General features: G+C 65.8%; 17 protein-coding genes. 11 read left to right on the forward strand and 6 right to left on the reverse strand.

The genetic code is table 11. The annotated features are described in order from the left end of the window. Positions 1-12 precede the first annotated feature (12 nt). Positions 13-1,020 (reverse strand): metal ABC transporter solute-binding protein, Zn/Mn family, encoded by a 1,008-nt coding sequence (locus tag CH292_RS17550; protein WP_019663094.1) that lies wholly within the window; start codon positions 1,018-1,020, stop codon positions 13-15. Positions 1,021-1,161: 141 nt separating this feature from the next. Here CH292_RS17550 and CH292_RS17555 point away from each other — a divergent pair, with 141 nt between their 5' ends. Further along, positions 1,162-2,253, forward strand: coding sequence for a LacI family DNA-binding transcriptional regulator (locus CH292_RS17555; RefSeq protein WP_026347426.1), 1,092 nt, complete (start codon positions 1,162-1,164; stop codon positions 2,251-2,253). 13 nt (positions 2,254-2,266) lie between these two features. On the opposite strand, the gene otsB is transcribed toward CH292_RS17555, so the two are convergent. From otsB to CH292_RS17570, 3 genes are read right to left on the reverse strand one after another with little or no spacing between them, the layout of a single operon-like run. After that, positions 2,267-4,813 carry a trehalose-phosphatase gene (otsB, locus tag CH292_RS17560; RefSeq protein ID WP_094655329.1) on the reverse strand — a complete coding sequence of 849 codons (2,547 nt, stop codon included), beginning with the start codon at positions 4,811-4,813 and terminating at the stop codon, positions 2,267-2,269. Between the two features lie 51 nt (positions 4,814-4,864). Beyond that, positions 4,865-5,512 carry a cholesterol catabolism transcriptional regulator KstR gene (gene kstR / locus CH292_RS17565; RefSeq protein WP_094655347.1) on the reverse strand — a complete coding sequence of 216 codons (648 nt, stop codon included), beginning with the start codon at positions 5,510-5,512 and terminating at the stop codon, positions 4,865-4,867. 4 nt (positions 5,513-5,516) lie between these two features. Continuing rightward, positions 5,517-6,224 (reverse strand): FadR/GntR family transcriptional regulator, encoded by a 708-nt coding sequence (locus CH292_RS17570; RefSeq protein ID WP_019663098.1) that lies wholly within the window; start codon positions 6,222-6,224, stop codon positions 5,517-5,519. Between the two features lie 67 nt (positions 6,225-6,291). Here CH292_RS17570 and CH292_RS17575 point away from each other — a divergent pair, with 67 nt between their 5' ends. The 7 genes from CH292_RS17575 to CH292_RS17605 all read left to right on the forward strand — a co-directional run bounded on the left by CH292_RS17575 (position 6,292) and on the right by CH292_RS17605 (position 11,453). Beyond that, positions 6,292-7,164, forward strand: a complete 873-nt coding sequence (locus tag CH292_RS17575; RefSeq protein WP_094655330.1) for an alpha/beta hydrolase — start codon at positions 6,292-6,294, stop codon at positions 7,162-7,164. A 114-nt stretch (positions 7,165-7,278) separates the two neighbouring features. After that, positions 7,279-8,655, forward strand: a complete 1,377-nt coding sequence (locus CH292_RS17580) for a GntP family permease (RefSeq protein ID WP_094655331.1) — start codon at positions 7,279-7,281, stop codon at positions 8,653-8,655. A gap of 1 nt (position 8,656) precedes the next feature. After that, positions 8,657-9,181 (forward strand): gluconokinase, encoded by a 525-nt coding sequence (locus tag CH292_RS17585; RefSeq protein ID WP_019663101.1) that lies wholly within the window; start codon positions 8,657-8,659, stop codon positions 9,179-9,181. A gap of 238 nt (positions 9,182-9,419) precedes the next feature. Continuing rightward, on the forward strand, positions 9,420-9,722 hold the full coding sequence (locus tag CH292_RS17590) for a WhiB family transcriptional regulator (protein ID WP_033190153.1): 303 nt from the start codon (positions 9,420-9,422) through the stop codon (positions 9,720-9,722). A gap of 108 nt (positions 9,723-9,830) precedes the next feature. After that, positions 9,831-10,154 (forward strand): hypothetical protein, encoded by a 324-nt coding sequence (locus CH292_RS17595; protein WP_094655332.1) that lies wholly within the window; start codon positions 9,831-9,833, stop codon positions 10,152-10,154. A 44-nt stretch (positions 10,155-10,198) separates the two neighbouring features. Beyond that, a complete protein-coding gene (locus CH292_RS17600) occupies positions 10,199-10,897 on the forward strand; it encodes a DUF2637 domain-containing protein (protein ID WP_094655333.1) in 699 nt (232 codons plus the stop codon). Between the two features lie 58 nt (positions 10,898-10,955). Beyond that, a complete protein-coding gene (locus tag CH292_RS17605; RefSeq protein ID WP_256978224.1) occupies positions 10,956-11,453 on the forward strand; it encodes a DUF427 domain-containing protein in 498 nt (165 codons plus the stop codon). A gap of 1 nt (position 11,454) precedes the next feature. Here the strand turns inward: CH292_RS17605 and bluB are convergent, their stop codons facing one another. Further along, positions 11,455-12,108, reverse strand: a complete 654-nt coding sequence (gene bluB / locus CH292_RS17610) for a 5,6-dimethylbenzimidazole synthase (protein ID WP_037164138.1) — start codon at positions 12,106-12,108, stop codon at positions 11,455-11,457. Next, on the reverse strand, positions 12,105-14,372 hold the full coding sequence (locus CH292_RS17615) for a bifunctional diguanylate cyclase/phosphodiesterase (protein WP_037183020.1): 2,268 nt from the start codon (positions 14,370-14,372) through the stop codon (positions 12,105-12,107). The genes bluB and CH292_RS17615 overlap by 4 nt, the downstream gene beginning before the upstream one ends. Positions 14,373-14,518: 146 nt before the next feature. Between CH292_RS17615 and CH292_RS17620 the strand changes: the two genes are divergently transcribed. From CH292_RS17620 to CH292_RS17630, 3 genes are all read left to right on the forward strand, one after another. Further along, positions 14,519-15,472, forward strand: a complete 954-nt coding sequence (locus tag CH292_RS17620; RefSeq protein ID WP_256978225.1) for an ABC transporter substrate-binding protein — start codon at positions 14,519-14,521, stop codon at positions 15,470-15,472. 57 nt (positions 15,473-15,529) lie between these two features. Next, a complete protein-coding gene (locus CH292_RS17625) occupies positions 15,530-16,063 on the forward strand; it encodes a GNAT family N-acetyltransferase (protein ID WP_094655336.1) in 534 nt (177 codons plus the stop codon). A 31-nt stretch (positions 16,064-16,094) separates the two neighbouring features. Then, positions 16,095-17,964 (forward strand): Na+/H+ antiporter (locus tag CH292_RS17630; protein WP_256978226.1); only part of this gene is annotated, 1,870 nt, incomplete at its 3' end.

Genomic DNA, 17,964 nt, shown 5'->3' on the forward strand with positions numbered 1-17,964 from the left:
GGTCAGGCCCACTCAGGATGCACTGAGTGCGGCTTGCAGATCCTCGGCGGCTTTGGTCTGCCACTGGATGTACGTCTGGCCTTCCGGCAGGGTCTCGGTGACCTCGACGACAGGAATGTTCGCGGCCTCGGCCGTGGAACGGATGTCCTGGGTGACTGCGTCCTGGGTCTGGATGTTGTAGATCAGAACGTCGACGCTGTTCGAGGTGAAGAGGTCACGTGTCGCGGCGATGGACGCGGGGGACGGGTCGTTGCCCTCCTCGATGGCGTCCTTGAAGTCCTCCGGTGTGCGATCGTCGAGGCTCGACTCCTCGATCAGGTAGTGCGCGATCGGTTCGGTCTGTGCGACAGGTGCATTGGGGTGATCGGCCGCGATCTTCGCGGTCACGTCGGTGATGGCGTGGACCTGCTCGTGGAACGACTCGGCGTTCGCGGTGTACTGCGCCGCGTTGTCCGGATCCAGCTGTCCGAGCTTCTCGGCGATGGATTCTGCTGTGGCAGCGGCGACTTCGGCGTTGTACCAGACGTGCTCGTTGACCTCGCCGTGGCTGTGGCCGTGCTCGTCCTCGGTGGCAGCCTCTCCGGCGGCGGGCTCGTCCTCGTGGGTGCCCTCGCCTTCGTGACCGTGTTCTTCTCCGAGGAGGTCGAAGGCGTTGACGCTCGGGACGTTCTTGCCCTCGGAGGACAGGATGTCGTCGATGAATTCGTCGTATCCGCCGCCGTTGTAGACGACCAGGGAGGCCTCGGCGACCTTGGCTGCGTCACCGGGGGACGCCTCGTAGGAGTGGGGATCGGCCGACGGGTCCGCGATGATGGAGTCGACGGTGGCGAGGTCGCCTGCGACGGCTTCGGCGACGCTGCCCCACACGTTGGTCGACGCCACGATGGTGACGGGGCCGTCGACGGCGGTCGCGGGGGCGGAGTCGGTGGAAGCGGTGGACTGCGTGTCGGAGCTGCAGGCGCTGAGCGCGAGGGCCGCTGCACAGGACAGGCCGACGAGGGTGGTGGCGGTGCGACGCATGGGGGCACTCCTTCGGAGTGAAGAATCAGATGCAATTGGAAACGGTTACCGTTGTATTCTAGCTTCGCGCACGTCAGCGATCGAATCGGGCAAACACGGCCCGATTTTCGCTGCGACCCGGTATGCGACTAACGTCCGAGTATGTCCAGGTCGAGGGAGCCGCGTCGCCCGGCCACATTGGCGTCCATCGCCGCCGAACTGAAGGTGTCACGCACCACGGTGTCGAACGCCTACAACCGCCCCGATCAACTGTCACCTGAGCTGCGGGAACGCGTGCTGATGGCAGCCAAACGTCGCGGATACGCCGGGCCCGATCCCGTGGCACGGTCGTTGCGTACCCGGAAAGCCGGGGCTGTCGGTCTGGTTCTGACCGAGGCGCTGAGCTACTCGTTCCGCGACCCGGCCGCCATGGCGTTCCTCGCCGGCCTCGCGGAATCGTGCGAAGCCGCCGGTCAAGGCCTGCTGCTGATTCCCGCAGGTCCGGACCGAGACGACACCGCCGCCGCGGCTGTCGTCCAACAGGCAGGGGTCGACGCCTTCGTCGTCTACTCCGTCGCCGACGACGACCCCTATCTCCTGGCCGTCCGCGAACGGCACCTGCCCATCGTCATCTGCGACCAACCACGAGGCGTCCCCGAAGCCGCACTGGTCGCCATCGACGACCGCGCCGCGATGAAACTCATCGCCGACCAGGTCATCGCCCTCGGGCACAAGCACATCGCGGTGCTGTGCATGCGCCTCGGACGGGACCGACGCGACGGCGTCGTACCCCCGGTCCGGCTGGCCAACAGTCACTTCCACGTCCAGCGTGAGCGTATCGCCGGAGTCCAGGACGCGATGCGGGAAGCCGGACTCGACCCGGACGCTCTGACCGTCGTCGAACGTTTCGAGCACACACGACGGTCCGGCCACTCGGCGGCAGCCCAAGCGCTGCAAGCGAATCGAGACACCACCGCGCTGCTGTGCACCACCGACGTCCTTGCACTGGGAGCGCTGAACTTCGCGAAGGTCACCGGCATCGACGTCCCCGGCGAACTCACCGTCACCGGATTCGACGGCGTCGAGGACGCCATCCGAGAGAACGTGACGACGGTTCGTCAGGACGCCGAGGAGAAGGGTCGACGCGCAGGCACATTGCTGACGTCGACCGCGCGCTCCGGCGTCGTGACCGCCGAATTCCTGCCGACCGAATTGGTCAAGGGACGTACTGCGGGTGCTCCCCCCACCGCGTGAGCGGCGGGGGTGTTCAGCTGAGCAACGCCGCGCACCTGAGCAGTCCGAGGTGGCTGTAGGCCTGCGGGTGGTTACCCAGTGACCGCTCCGCGACCGGATCGTATTCCTCGCTGAGCAGTCCGGTGGGTCCTGCCGCGCTGACCAGCTGCGCGAACAGGGCTTCCGCTTCGGCGCGCTGCCCGACGAGCAGGTAAGCCTCGACGAGCCAGGCTGCACAGAGGTGGAACCCGCCTTCGCCGCCGGGCAAACCGTCGTCGTGGTGGTACCGGTAGACGGTCGATCCACTGCGCAGTTCGGCTTCGGTAGCGGTGACGGTTGCGGCGAACCGCGGGTCCGAGGGATCGATCAGGCCGGACAGGCCGATGTGCAGCGTGGCGGCGTCGAGGTCCGTGCCGTCGTACGCCGCGGTGTAGGACTGGACCTCGTCGTTCCACCCCTGCTCGAGAACCTCGGCGCGAATCGTCGAACGCAGTGTCTCCCACGTTGGTTCGGCAGTGCGGCCGAAGCTCGCGGCGAGGGTCAGCGCCCGGTCCACCGTCAACCAGCCCATGACTTTCGAGTAGACGTGGTGGCGAGGATTGCCGCGGATCTCCCAGATACCGTGATCGGGTTCGGTCCACCGCCGCATCACGGCCTCCACCATGGACCGGACCAGCGACCAATCGTCCTCGGACAGGGCCTCTTTTCCTTCCAGCCCTCTCGCCTGACGCGCGTGCGCGAGCGACGAGATGAGGTCGACGATCGGCCCGAAGACGTCGAGCTGAACCTGCTGGTTCGCGGCGTTTCCGACGCGCACCGGCCGCGAGCCGGCGTACCCGGGTAGTTCGTCGATGACGGCTTCCGGTGGGAGTCCCAGACCCCAGATGGTGTACAGCGGATGCAGACGTTCCGGTCCCGGAACCGATTGCAGCACACCGTGAATCCAAGACAGGTAGCTTTCCGCCTCGGCGGTGGAACCGACGTTGACCAGCGCCGAGGCGGTGAGGGCGGCGTCGCGTAGCCAGCAGTAGCGGTAGTCCCAGTTCCTGACGCCGCCGATTTCCTCGGGCAGTGACGTGGTGGCGGCCGCCATGATGGAACCCGACTCCGCGTGAACGAGGCCGCGCAGTGTCAGGGCGGATCGCTTCATCAGATCTCGTTTGAGCGGCGGAAGAGCCAGTCCGTCGACCCACTCCTTCCAGTACGCCTCGGCCTGCCGACGTCGCTCGACCTCGGGTACTTCCGACGGTCCGAGATCCTCTGTTCCCAAACGCAATTCGAGAACGACCGGGCCGCTTGACGGATCCACCTCGGCATGAGCGGTTTGCTGGGTGCCGTCGGACACGACGTTCCACCGCACTCCGGGGCTTCGCAAGACCATCGGGTCGGCCGTGCCGTGAATGCGGAGGCCGTCGGCTTCGGGTTCGAGTTGCACTCGGACCTTGCCGAACTCGGGGCGAGGCGCAAACGTCACGACCGCCGCGGCTTTTCCGGTGATCACGCGTGTCACACACGTCTGACCGGTGGGCACGTCGTGCGGAAGGTAGTCGGTGACCTGGAGGCTCGACCACTTGGTCTGCACGGTCATCGTGCCGTCGACGTACTGCTGGCTCAGCGGTAGAGCCGTACGCGTCGGGCCGACGCTGAAATGGCCCGCTTCGTCGCCGCCGAGAAGGTGCGCGAAGACGGCAGCGGCATCGGGCTCCGGATGGCACAGCCAGGTGAGGTCCGCGTCGGGAGTCACCAGGGCGACGGCGTTGGGGCTGGCCAGCATCGTCAGCCGTTCGATACGAGGCGCGTCGGCTCCCGAGAGCCACTGGCGTCGTTCCTCGAGCAAGAACGCCAAGGCCAGCGCAACCTGCTGCGTGGAGTCGATCCGGAACTCGGCCGAACTGTCGCCTGCACCGACCTTGACGCCGATGTCCGGACCGTGGAGGCGAGCGAAGGCCTTCTCGTCGGTGACGTCGTCGCCGAAGAAGACCGCTGCGGTCGCGCCTTCCTGGTGCCGGAGGATGTCCAGGGCGACGCCCTTGTCGGTGACGATGACAGCGAGTTCGATCACCGACTTGCCTTCGGTGACCTGCACTCCGTCACGGCGGGCGACGCCCTCGCGCACGGCGTTCAACGCCCGTTCCGCGTCGACGGGCTCGGCGTTGCGTACGTGCAGCGCAGCGCTCGCCGGCTTGACCTCCACTCCGACGCCGGGGAATCGGCCGGCGATCGACTCCATCTCGGCGGAGATGTCACCGAGCAGCTTCTTGGCCTTGTCGTCGATCGCGTGGATGAAACCGATGTCGAACTCACTGCCGTGGCTTCCGACGAGCTGAACTTCGGCGGGCAACCGGGACAGTGTCGCCAGGTCACGTAGTGCGCGGCCGGAGATGACCGCCGCGGTGGTACCGGCGAGCGTCGCGAGCCCGCGCATGGCGCTGACGGCCTCCGCGTGGGGAAACGCCTTCAGCGGATCGGACACGATGGGAGCCATCGTGCCGTCGTAGTCCGAGGTGACGAGGAGGCGAGGGGTCCGGGCGACGCCGATGAGAGCGCGTCGGAGTTCCAGTGGCAGTTCCAGAGCAGTCACTCGAATGAATCTATGCGATAGCCGCGGAACCGGCTCACCGGTCCCCTCACGTCACATCGACGCTTCGGCGTTTCCGAGGAGCAGGTCGACGGTCAATTCCAGCCTCATCGCAACATCGTTCGCCGACGATCGTCGCGTCAACCACGCCACCAGATTGGACAACCAGACGTCGCTGACGACACGAGCGATGTTGAGCTGCAACTGTGTCGGATCACCGTCGCTCATCGCCTCGGCGAACATTCGGTCCATCAATCGACCCACATGATCGACCTCGGCGGCCGCGGAGGCGTCGGCCGACATGAATGCTCGGGTCATCGCTTCGGTGAGCAACGGATCACGCTGCATCGCACGTGTGATCTGACTCAGGACCAGATGCATGCGTTCCCGCGGCGTCCGGCCGGACGGGAACGTGCGTTTCGCGGCGATCTTCTCGAACTCGCGGGCAAGCGCGGACACGAGCAGGTGCACTTTCGACGGGAAATAGCGGTACAACGTTCCGACAGCCACGTCGGCACGTTCGGCGACCGCACGCATCTGCACCGCGTCGTACCCGCCCCTCGATGCCAGCGCGAGAGTCGAGTCCAGGATTCGTCGGCGACGTTCACGCTGCGCCTCGGAACCGAGGGCCTCGTCCACCAGGGCGCCCACGGATCGCGGTGACTCGTCACGGCCCTGGCCGGTGCGTCGAGCAGTGGGCATCGTGTCACTCACCCCGTGCAGTCGCGGACATCGCGGCGGCGGACTCGGTGACGATCTCGAGCATGGCCTGCTCCGCGGCGGCCGCGTCCCCGGCCTGGATCGACGACGCGACGACGCCGTGGAGACGAATCGCTTCCGGATCGGCCTGGTGCGGCATCAACGCGTGCCGTGTCCGACCGGCGAGTACCTCGACGACGATCTCCGACATCGAGCGCAACATCGGATTGCCCGACGCCGCGAGCAACGTGCGGTGAAAATCGGAGTCGTGAGCGAGATAGGCGTCGGAATTCGCGGCGCGAGAGGTGGCCGACATGCCGATCACCGCCGCGGTCAACTGGCCGCACTGCTGCGGGGTCGCACGATCAGCGGCCAGGCGAGCAGCCAAAGGCTCTATGCCGGAACGAAGTTCACTGAGAACGATCAGCTGCTTCGCGCGATCGGGGCCTGCCAGTTGCCACCGGATCACCAGCGGATCGAGCGCGTTCCACGCCGTCGACTCCTGCACGGTGATGCCTACCTTGCGTCTGACGGTCAGGAGCCCGAGCGACTCGAGCACGCGGACAACCTCGCGCACCACGGTCCGCGAGACCTCGAAGCGGGCAGCCACGTCGTCGGCGGAAATCCGGGTACCCGGGACGATCGTTCCGTCGACGATGTCGCGTCCCAGTTTCTCCAGGACGGTGACGTGCAACTGCAAGGATTCGGCTACCACTTCTCGATCGTGCCACGTGTGCGCCGGGTTCTCTTCCCGCTACTGTGACGGGCGGGAGGGATGTCCAATGACTGCAGACAGAGTCGACGTGCGTTTTCCGTCCGGGGGTATCGAGTGCGCCGCCTGGTTCTACCAGGGGGCTGCCGGTGCACCGGTGGTGGTCATGGGGCACGGCCTCGGCGGCGTCAAGGAGATGAGACTCGACGCCTTCGCGGAGAAGTTCGCGGCCCAGGGATATTCGTGCCTGGTGTTCGACTACCGGCACTTCGGCGGCAGCGACGGCGAGCCGCGTCAGCTCCTCGACATCGACGAACAGTTGGAAGACTGGGCAGCCGCCATCGCGTTCGCCCGCACCCGGGCCGAGAAGATCGTGCTCTGGGGCACGTCGTTCGGCGGCGGGCACGTGATCGTCGCGGCGGCGCGGGACGGTCACGTCGATGCGGTGATCTCCCAGTGCCCCTTCACCGACGGCATTGCATCGGCGCTTGCGACGAATCCACTGGTCGCGGTGCGTGTTACTGCTCGCGCTCTGCGCGACAAGCTCGGTTCTGCGCTCGGCCGAGCACCCCGAACGATCCCGCTCGCCGACAAGCCGGGCGCGACGGCGCTGATGTCGTCCGAGGATGCGCTCGACGGTTACCTGGCGCTCCTTCCCAGCGGGGCGTCGTTCCGCAACGAGGTTCTCGCCAGGGTCGGGCTGGACATCCCACTGCGACGACCGGGGCGTCATGCGTCGAACGTCACGTGTCCGATCCTGTTCACGGTGTGCGAGACGGACACCGTCGCCCCGGCGAAAGCAACTCTCCGGCACGCTGCACGCGCGCCGCGCGGCGAGGTAATGAGCTATCCCGACGGGCACTTCGCCATCTACGTCGGCGACGCCTTCGAGCGCGTCGTCGCGGATCAGATCGTGTTCCTGCAGCGAGTGGTGCCCGTCTAGCTATTTGTAGTACAAATCGGCTGAGGTCTTGTCATTCGTCGTACTTTTGGGCATAGTGAGCCGAGTCACCTCCCGGGGGAGGTGCCGACCACCTCACCGAAAAGGTAAATGCCCATGCTCACGACACTTGCTCAGGCCGCCGACGGCGCCACCGCGTCGGACGCTCGACTCATCCTGTCCGCGATCGTCGGCGTCGCGGTCATCATCGGTCTCATCACCTGGCTCAAACTCCACCCGTTCGTCTCCCTGACCATCGGAGCCGTCGGAGTCGGAATCGCCGCCGAACTCGGTGCAGCCGAATCGGTCGCAGCGTTCGTCGAGGGCTTCGGATCGACGATGGGCAGCGTCGGCATCCTCATCGGCTTCGGCGCGATGTTCGGAAAACTGCTCGCCGATTCCGGCGGAGCGGACCGCGTGGTCGACACACTCGTCGGGAAATCCTCGCCCGCGCTCCTTCCGTGGACGATGGCGCTCGTCGGCGCCGTGATCGGGCTTCCTATGTTCTTCGAGATCGGCCTCGTCCTGCTGATGCCGGTGATCATCCTGGTGGCCCGGCGGTCCGGTCAGCCTCTGATTCGAATCGCCATCCCGACGCTGGCTGGACTGTCCGCGATGCACGGTCTCGTGCCGCCGCACCCGGGCCCGCTCGTCGCCGTCTCCGCTCTGGACGCCAACCTCGGACTCACGCTCGGTCTCGGAGTGATCGTCGCGATCCCGACGGTAGTCGTCGCCGGACCGCTGTTCGGCAAGCTCGCGTCCAAGTGGGTCGACGTGCCGGTTCCCGCCCTGTTCGAAACATCCGAGAACGAGGAATCGCGCCGACGCCCGACATTCGCGGCGACCCTTGCTGCGATCCTGCTGCCCGTGGTCCTCATGCTCGGCAAGGCTGCGGCCGATGTCATTGCCGCAGAATCGAGTTCACCACTGAAGGGTCTGCTCGACTTCCTCGGCACACCCGTGGTCGCGCTGGGAATCGCCGTCCTCGCCGGAATCTTCCTCCTCGGCCGCGGAGGTGGAATGGACCGGCCCGCGATCGCGAAATCCCTCGAGAGCTCACTGCCCCCGATCGCCGGAATCCTCCTGATCGTCGGCGCCGGAGGCGGTTTCAAGCAAGTACTCATCGACACCGGAATCGCCGACGTCATCGCCGACGCCATCAAATCCAGCAGCCTCCCCGTTCTCTTCCTCGCCTGGTTGGTCGCGGTACTGATTCGCGTCGCGACCGGTTCGGCAACCGTGGCCACGGTGACCGCGTCGGGAATCCTGGCTCCTGTTGCAGCAGAACTGTCCTCGACCCACGTCTCCCTGATGGTCCTGGCCATCGGCGCAGGCTCACTCTTCCTGTCGCACGTCAACGACGCCGGATTCTGGTTGGTCAAGGAATACCTGGGTACCTCCGTCGTGCAGAATCTGAAGACATGGAGTGTGATGGAGTGCGTGATCTCGGTGACAGGCCTGGCCGGTGTCCTGGCGTTGAGTGTGGTGATCTGACATGACAACGCACCCGGTACTGGTGATCATGGGCGTATCCGGATCCGGAAAGTCCACCGTCGCAGGCATTCTCGCCGGAGCACTCAAATGGGACCTGCAGGAGGGCGACGACCTGCACCCCGACGCCAACGTCGCGAAAATGGCCTCGGGCCACCCACTCACCGACGAAGACCGATGGCCGTGGCTCGAGACCATCGCGGACTGGATCCGAGCGCACGCAGAAGCAGGTGAGCCAGGAATCGTCACGTGCTCGGCACTCAAACGCAGCTACCGCGACATCCTCCGCCGAGGCTCGGAGGGCAACGTCGTCTTCGTCCACCTCGCAGGCTCCCGCGAACGCATCAGCGGCAGACTCAACGCCCGCATGAACCACTTCATGCCCAGCGGCCTCCTCGACACCCAGATGTCCACCCTCGAACCCATCGACCCAGACGAACCCGCCATCGTCATCGACGTCGGCCCACCACCCGCCGACATCGCCGCCTCGATCATCGCCGAACTCGAGACCTATCTTCGGACCGAATGAACCGTTCGGTCACTCCAAGTGACCGAACGGCACATTCGCTCACTTCAAGTGACCGAACGTCACGTTCGGTCCGGCGGGGGGGGGTATGAAGCAGCGGTGCTGGTTTTTAAGCATACGAATGAACGACTTTCTTGCCAAAAATATGGTGAATGCGAGAAAGTGAACTAGTTCACGACTACATCATCCGCGCGGACAGGTCACGAGCCTTGTCGCACGAGCGTCCGAAGAGGAGACACCGATGGTGAGAGGTGCGCCGTCCAGGCCGGTGGAGTTGCCGGTACCGACCGCAGATGTGTGGGAGTGGCAGTTGCACGGTCGGTGTCGTGGGTACGACTCGTCGGTGTTCTACCACCCGGAGGGGGAGCGTGGACGCGCTCGCGCGCAACGCGAGCGCAAGGCGAAGGACATCTGCTCGACGTGTCCGGTGCTCCTCCGATGCCGCACGCACGCGCTGTCGGTGAACGAACCGTACGGAGTGTGGGGCGGAATGTCCGCGCACGATCGCGCCGACTACTACCGCGCCGAAGCTCGCTTCGCCTAGCGGGTCGTTCCTGCAGGCTCCACTCCTGGTCTGACGGGTCGTTCCTGCAGGCTCCACTCCTGGTGGCCTAGTCTCACCGACGTGGATCGAACTCCGTTGCCGCCTCGGGTGAAGGGATGGGACGTCGCCGTCTCGGTGACTGCTCTCGTGTTCACGGTGATGCTCGGCGGGGTGGCATTGCTGGTCGGGGTGTTTTCGCTGGCGTTTCTCGATCACTGCCCTCCGGAGACGTGCAGTGCCGACGGGGCGGTCACCGCCGTCGGAGCAACACTGGGGGCGGCGGGGCTCGTCGGCGTCGCGGGCCTGGTGACGACTCTCGTTCGCCTGGCTCGCGGACGCTCTGCGTGGCCGTTCGCCGTCGGCACCCTCGTCGTGTGCATGCTCACCTGTATGGCGGGCGTCGTCGGATACGCAGCGGCCGTCGGAGCTTGAGGGGCGAGGCTTTCTGTCGGTGGGCAGGTGCAGGATGTCGAGTCATGAACAAGGTCCTGCGGGCGACGCTGGCTAGTGCGGTCGTCATCACCACCGTCATCGGTATTGCGTCGTTCGTTCTCAGTTTCGCTGCGCTGTGGGACCTGGCGACCATGGCGGGTGTTCCACGGAGCCTGTCCTGGCTGTGGCCCGTCATCGTGGACGGCACGATTCTGCAGGCCACCATTTCGGTGATCGCTCTCGCCCAGTTCGAGGATCAACGCAGTGGTCGACGCTTCTTCTGGGCGGTGTTGGTCACGGCCGCTCTCGTCAGCATCGGGGCAAACGCCATGCACGCCTTCATTTCCGGTGCAGGCACATTGCATCCGGCGCTGTCGGCGACCATCGCCACCGTTGCGCCGGTCAGCTTGCTCGCCGCCACCCACGGCCTGGGCATTCTGGTCAGGGTGCCGTCGGGCACCGTGGTGACGGTCGACCAGATTCCCGACGCCCCCACACCCGACGCCCCCACGCCCGACGCCCCCGCGCCCGAGGCCGTCGAAACCGGTGCCGGCATCGAAGACCCTCGCGAGATCACCCGGCCGACCGGACCTATCGTCGAGACCGTTCCGGACATGCCGTCCGTTCGGCCCACGCAACGAGTACAGCCGGAGACCACAGACGTCGATCCGCTCGTCGACGTGGACCGATGGGTTCTCGACGACGACCGCGTCGAGGATCTCTACCCGGTCGATGCGCCCTGAGCAGGCACGAGGCAGTGAGCTCCGATGGACCGGCGCAGTCCGTGGCACCATCGAGAGGATGACCGACGTGAGGCCGCTACAGCCAGGCCCCGGGCAGGAGTCGGTGTGGGACTACCCTCGCCCTCCGCGTCTGGAGCATTCGAACCGATTGATCACCGTCAGGTTCGGGGGAATCCTCGTCGCCGAGACCAGGGAGGCGTGGCGAGTCCTCGAAACGAGCCATCCCCCGACGTGGTACATCCCGCGCGACGACGTCGCCGCAGATGCCCTGAGGCCGTCGGCGGCACGGTCCACCCACTGCGAATGGAAGGGCGCGGCGACGTACTGGGATGTCGTCTGTGGTGACGCGGTCAGCGAAGGCGCGGCGTGGAGCTACGAGACTCCGACCGAGCAATTTCTGCCCATCACAGGGCATCTCGCGTTCTCGCCCAGTCGCTTGGAGTGCGAGGTCGACGGTGAACGCGCCACCCCGCAGGAAGGTGGGTTCTACGAAGGCTGGATCACCAGCGATGTCGTCGGCCCGTTCAAGGGGATTCCGGGCAGCTGGGGCTGGTGAACTACTGCCGCCGGAACCGCTCGTGGTGAACGGCGTCGGACAGGGGACGGCGATGGCGCCAGCCGAAGCGCTCGAGGTCGGGGACCTCCTGGAATTCGGTGACCGGTCCCACGCACAGCCACGCTATGGGCCGCACCGGGGACGGTATGTCGAGTAGTTCGGTGAGGAACTGCTCCTGGTAGAACGAGACCCAGCCGACTCCAATTCTTTCCGACACCGCTGCGAGCCAGAGGTTCTGGATGGCGAGTACCGCGGAGAACAATCCGGTGTCGTCGACGGTTGCGCGCCCGAGGATGTGTGTGCCGCCGCGCTCCGGGTCGTAGGTGACGACGACCCCTGTGCGGCTCGATTCGATTCCCTCGATGCGGATCGGGTCGAACGTCGCGCGCCTGTCCGCAGGCAGCGATTCGGCGAACGCCACTCGTTCGGCGGCAACGTGCCTCTCGAACGCGGCAAGGGTGTCCGGTGACTGCACGACCACGAAGTCCCACGGCTGAGTGTTGCCCACGCTGGGCGCATGGTGGGCGGCATCGAGAATTCGGTGCAGCATGGCGTCGTCGATGCACGTTCCGTCGAACTCGGCGCGGACGTCACGCCTCGACCGGATGGCCGTGTGAACGGACATGTGTTCCCCGGCGCCGTTGCCGAAAGTCATGATGTTTGCACCTCTCCGCCGATTCTCTGTTCGAGTGCAGCGACCACCGCGGGTATGTCGGCGGCCGGCACGGGACGGCCCAGATGGAAGCCCTGAGCGTGGTCGCAGCGAAGTTCCTTCAACGCCAGGAGCGTCTGCTCGTCCTCGACCCCCTCGGCTACGACGGTGAGCCCGAGTGTCCGGGCGAGGTCGATCGTGGAACGAACGATGACCTGGTGTGCGACGACCGATGTCATGTCGGCGACGAAGACCTTGTCGATTTTCAGTTGCTGCACGGGCAGGGTCTGCAGGTACGCGAGCGAGCTGTACCCGGTGCCGTAATCGTCGATGACGAGCGTGACGCCGAGATCACGCAGCTGGTTCAGGGTTTCGATCGCCCCTGGCGGGTCCGTCATCGACGACGTCTCGGTGATCTCGATCGCGAGTGTCGACGGGTCGAGGTGCGAGGTGTCCAGTACTCGCGCAACCTGCTCGACGAGTGTGGTGTCCAACAGGTTTCGGGTCGAGATGTTGACCGACACGGTCAGGTCGATGCCGTCTTCGCTCCATGCGTGCCGTTGGGTGGCGACCTCGGTGAGCACGTAGTCGAGTAGCGGTCTGATCAGGCCGGTGCGCTCCGCCACGGGAAGGAATGCCGCGGGTTCGACGAGACCGCGTTCCGGATGGTTCCATCGCAGGAGGGCTTCGACACCGATCGCCCTCATCGTCGTCAGGTCGACCTGCACTTGATAGTAGATAGCGAGATGTCGTTGCTCGATGGCGTTTCCCAGCTCGCTGAGCAGTGACAGCTGGGCGCTGTTGTCGCGGTCCATCGAACTGTCGTACACGGCAATACGTGGCTGCACTGTTTTTGCGTATTGTGTTGCGCGATAGGCCTGTTTGGCCAATCCTTCGGTGGTGGCCGAGACGTCGGATCGAGTCCTGTTCGCCGACAGGGCAATGCCGATGCTGACTTCCACGAGCAGCGTGGCCGGGCCGACGGTAACGGGCTGATTCAGTGACGCATGCAGGCGCCCGGCGACACTGACGGCGTCCGATCGTTCGGCGTGCAGGACCACGGCGAACTCGTCGGCCCCGACTCGACCGATCACGCCGACTCGACCGATCGAAGCGCCGAGCCGAATCGCAACCGCGCGCAGCACGTCGTCACCGATACCGTGGCCGAAGGTGTCGTTGATCTCGTGGAACCGGTCGACGTCGATGATCAGGAACGCCAGTGGTGTGTCGCGGCGACTGTCGTGGGACATCCATTTCTCGACGCCGATGCGATTGGACAAGCCGGTGAGTTGGTCCGTCTCGGCGACGCTGCGCAGTGCACGCGTCTGTCGTGCCAGAAGCAGGAGCAGCTCGGACACGCGGATGAACACGAGGACGACGAGAACGGTGGCGCATGCCACGACGCCCCAGCCCCATTCCGCCACCGGTTCGCCGCGGATCAAGAGGATGGCCATGGCTGCGGGCGCGGTGAGAGTAGCGGCAGTGACGACCACGACGGTGGGGAAGCTGAACGAGGCAGCCGCTGTGTCCGCCGGGCCTCGTCGCGGTTTCGGCGACGCGAGAGTGCACACCGACGGGTGTAGAGCGGCCGTTCCGACCAGGAGGTAGAAGGCCAGATACCCGGCGTCGGTCACGCCCGTACCTATTCCGACGAACGAAGTGGAGGTCGCTTCGGCGGCGAGATCGGCTGCCAGCACGACGAGTACGGCGACGGTGAGCAGACGATAGGAGGCGCTCCGCCACTGCGGTGCGCCGACGAAGTGAACGAGCAGACCGAGCAGGTACACATCCATCGCCGGATAGGCGACGGCCAGCACTCCTTCGGCGGTGGACACGTCGACCGAATCGGGACGTACGACGAACACCCACAGCAACAGACCGAACGCGATCATCACGATGGCACTGTTGGCCACGTGACCGAGTTGGCCTCGACGCCAGCCCCGGTGGACCAGAAGGTAGAGCCCCGATGCGAGAACGGGGTATCCGGCGAGATAGATGATGTCGACGACGGTGATGGCGGGGGGCGAGTCCGCCGTCGCCAGAGCGAACGCCGTCGCGTCACCCAGGGCCCAGAGTCCGCTCCCGATCGCGATCAGAATCCACCCGGACATCGATGCGGGCCGGTTCACTGCAACGCCGACGACGACTGCGGCGACGGACGCGACGGAGACGGCCACGAAGAGCGTGTTCGAGGGAGTGCCCGCCGGCATCGACAGGTACACGGCGCAGGCGACGATGCCGAACGCGGGGAACAGCCACCATTTCACCAGGGTGCGTCCTTCCCTGCGTCCTGTACCTGCGCTCGGCCGACGTGATTCACTCTAGGCGACCGGGCGCTCGTCGGTTGGCAAGACCGGCAGGCGCGAGCGGGCCGTTTTGCTAGGTAAGGCTTAGCTGGGTTAGCTTTGCTTGCGTGTTCAACAAAGCTATCGTTCGCGCCACCTCCGCTGTGGCAGTACTCGCCCTCGCCGCCGGTTGCTCGACCACTTCCGGGGACGAACCGCAATCCACCGAATCCTGGAACTACACAACCGCATTCGGCAACACCGTGACGGCGGATTCACCGCCGGACACAATCGTCGTCGACGCGTACAGTGCTGCCGCGCTATGGGACTACGGCATCCGCCCGGACGGTGTGTTCGGATTCGGACTGGCCGACGGATCCGCGCTCGGCACTGCCGAAGCCGATCGGATGACCGTCATCGGCACCGACTCGGTGTTCGACACCGAAGCAGCTGCAGCGCTGGATCCCGACGTGATCATCGGGTACTCGAAGAAGACTGCGCCGCAGTCCTGGACGTGGTGGGACGCCGCACAGGCCGAGCAGATCGCCGCTGTGGCACCGTTTCTCGGAGTCGACGTCAGTCTGTCGATCGACGAGTCGCTCGACCAGTACCGATCCATCGCCGAGGCTCTCGGCGCCGACGTCGACAGCCCCGAGATCGCGGCGGACCGTGAGGACTTCGAGGCAGCGAAGCAACGGGTGAAGGACGCAGTGTCGGCCGAGCCGGGGCTGACGGTCATGCCCCTGAACGTCGACACCGACGGTATCTACATCGGCACCGAGAACCTCGTCGTACTGAAACTGCTGCGCGAGCTCGGTCTGACCCTCGCCGGCCCGGAAGCCGACGGCCCGTGGTCGACGGTGAGCTGGGAGAACGTGCCGCAGTACCCGGCCGACATCGTCCTCGAATACCCGGCGAGCAAACCGATCCTCGCCGACTCGGTGATCTACCGGTCTCTGCCCGCAGTAGCGGCCGGCCAGGTCCTCGACTGGGACGACAAGCGCCCCAACACCTACGCCGAGTACGCCGACTGGCTCCGGCAGCTGGCGGAGTCCATCGAGAGCGCGAACAAGCTCACCTGAACCTGCGGACGCATAATCCATGGCGTCGGCGACGAGTTCGGATTACCGTCACGGTTCGTGATCACGTTCCGACGCGTCGTCGACGCGGACTTCCCGCTGATCGGGCAGTGGCTGTCGCATCCCCACGTTGCGCGGTGGTGGAATCAGGACTCCTCCGTCGCCGCGGTGGAACGAGACTTCGGTCCCGTGGCGCGCGGCGAGGAGCCTGCGCAGGATCTGCTGGCCTTCGAGGACGGCGCGCCGTTCGCGCTGGTTCAACGCTGCAGATGGGTCGACTACCCCGAAGACCTCGCGGCGATCGCCGCGTACATCGACATGCCGCCCGAGGCCACCACGATCGACTACCTCATCGGTGAGGTGTCCGAGATCCATCGAGGCCGAGGAACGCGACTGATCGCGGCGTTCGCGGAGGACACCTTCCGGGCCTATCCCTCGTCGAACAGCATCATCGTTCCGGTCGTCGCGGGCAACCGTCAGTCGTGGCGAGCGTTGGAGAAGGCCGGGTTTCGCCGTATCGGCGAAGCGCAGCTGGACGCGGACAATCCGATCGACCCACCACTGCACTACGTGCAGCGCCTGGACCGCGTCTGACGGACGACGACGCCGGGAGCACAATCTCCTCATGGAGATTGCTGTCCTGCTCGTCGTGCTCGCGATCGGTGTCCTCGCGGTCGCGGCACTCGCCGAACGACTCGACGTCCCGGCGCCCCTGCTGCTGATTCTCGTGGGGGCTGCGGCGTCGTACGTTCCCGGAGTCCCCGAGATCCACCTCGAACCGGAGGTGGTGCTTCTCGGACTGCTGCCGCCGCTGCTGTACGCCACGGCAATTCAATCGTCGTTGGTCGACTTCAATGCCAACCGACGGTCGATCCTGCTGCTGTCGATCGTTCTGGTGATCGCGACGACCTTCGGCATCGGTGCCGTCGTACATGCACTCCTCCCCGGCATCTCGTGGCCGGCGGCGTTGGCGATCGGTGCCGTCGTCGCGCCTCCGGACGCCGTCGCAGCCACTGCGATCGGCCGCCGCATCGGACTGCCTCGTCGCGTCGTCACCATTCTCGAAGGGGAGTCCCTGCTCAACGACGCCACCGCGTTGGTCGCGCTGAGCACGGCGATCTTCGCCCTCGGACATTCGGTCCACGTCGGTCGGGTCGGACTGGACTTCCTCGTGGCCGCAGGCGGGGGCGTGGCCATCGGTCTGGTGACCTTCGTGATCGTCGCGAAACTGCGTCGGCGATTGACCAATCCTGTTCTCGACACCGCCATTTCGTTCATCGTCCCGTTCGCCGCGTACCTTCTCGCCGAGGAGGTGCACGCGTCGGGTGTGCTCGCCGTCGTCGTCGCCGGGCTTCTGCTGGGGCACAAGGCGCCCATTCTGCAGTCCGCGCAGTCTCGAATCGCCGAGCGAATCAACTGGCGAACCATCGCCTACATCCTCGAGAACGCCGTCTTCCTGTTGATCGGTCTGCAAGCGTCGTGGCTGCTCCGCGACGTCGGGACCAGTGCTCTGCCCGCGACGACGATCATTGCCGTCTGCGCCGCGACACTCGTCGGCGTCATCGCGATCCGCATGGTGTGGGTGTTCGTCGCGCGTTTCGCGCTGATTCATCCCGGCGCCGACGCGTCGACCGGTGTGGTCCCGTCGTGGCGCTACACGCTTCTGATCGGGTGGGCCGGCATGCGCGGAGTGGTGACGCTGGCCGCCGCGTTCGTGATCCCGTTGGGGACCGAGTACCGCGAAATCCTGCTGTTGATCGCATTCACCGTGGTGGCAGGAACCCTGTTCGTGCAGGGCCTCACGTTGCCGGTCCTCGCTCGTCTGTTGAAGGTGCCGTCGCCGGACCCGATGGACGACGCGTTGGCGCGGGCGACCCTGCTGCAGCAGGCGTCGAAGGCCGGGGAGAAGGCACTGGACGATCTCGAGTACGACGACCCGCACGGAGTGGAAGCCCTGGTCCGCCAACGCGTCGAGCAGCGGAATTTCTCGGCGTGGGAACGGCTGGGTACCACCGCCGGACAGGAGACCCCGAGCGAGCTGTACGCGCGGGTTCGCCTGACGATGATCGAGGCCGAGCGCGCGCGGATCCTGGAGATCAGAAGCACCGGCACCGTCCCGTCCGAGGTGGTCGGCGAGGTTCTCGCCATGCTCGACGTCGAGGAGTCGATGATCGACATCGCGGGTGAGGACCGCAGTGAGATCAAGGTGTCCAATGCGCGGCGCGTCCACCCCGGGTCCGGGTGCGAGGAACTGGACCGATACCCGGTGGCGGAGAACCTGTCCGACGGTACGTGCCATGAATGCATCCGCGAGGGGACGGAATGGGTCGCCCTGCGGCAGTGCCTCGAATGCGGCAACGTCGCCTGCTGCGACTCGTCGCCCAAACGACACGCAACACTGGAGTCCGCACGGGTTCGATCGGCTGCCAGGAACCGGTGTAAGCCCAGGTTCCCTGGTCAGAGCAACGATTCTTCTTCATTCCGTGGTCGCTCAA

The organism is Rhodococcus sp. 14-2470-1a, from assembly GCF_002259425.1.
Taxonomy (GTDB): domain Bacteria; phylum Actinomycetota; class Actinomycetes; order Mycobacteriales; family Mycobacteriaceae; genus Rhodococcoides; species Rhodococcoides fascians_E.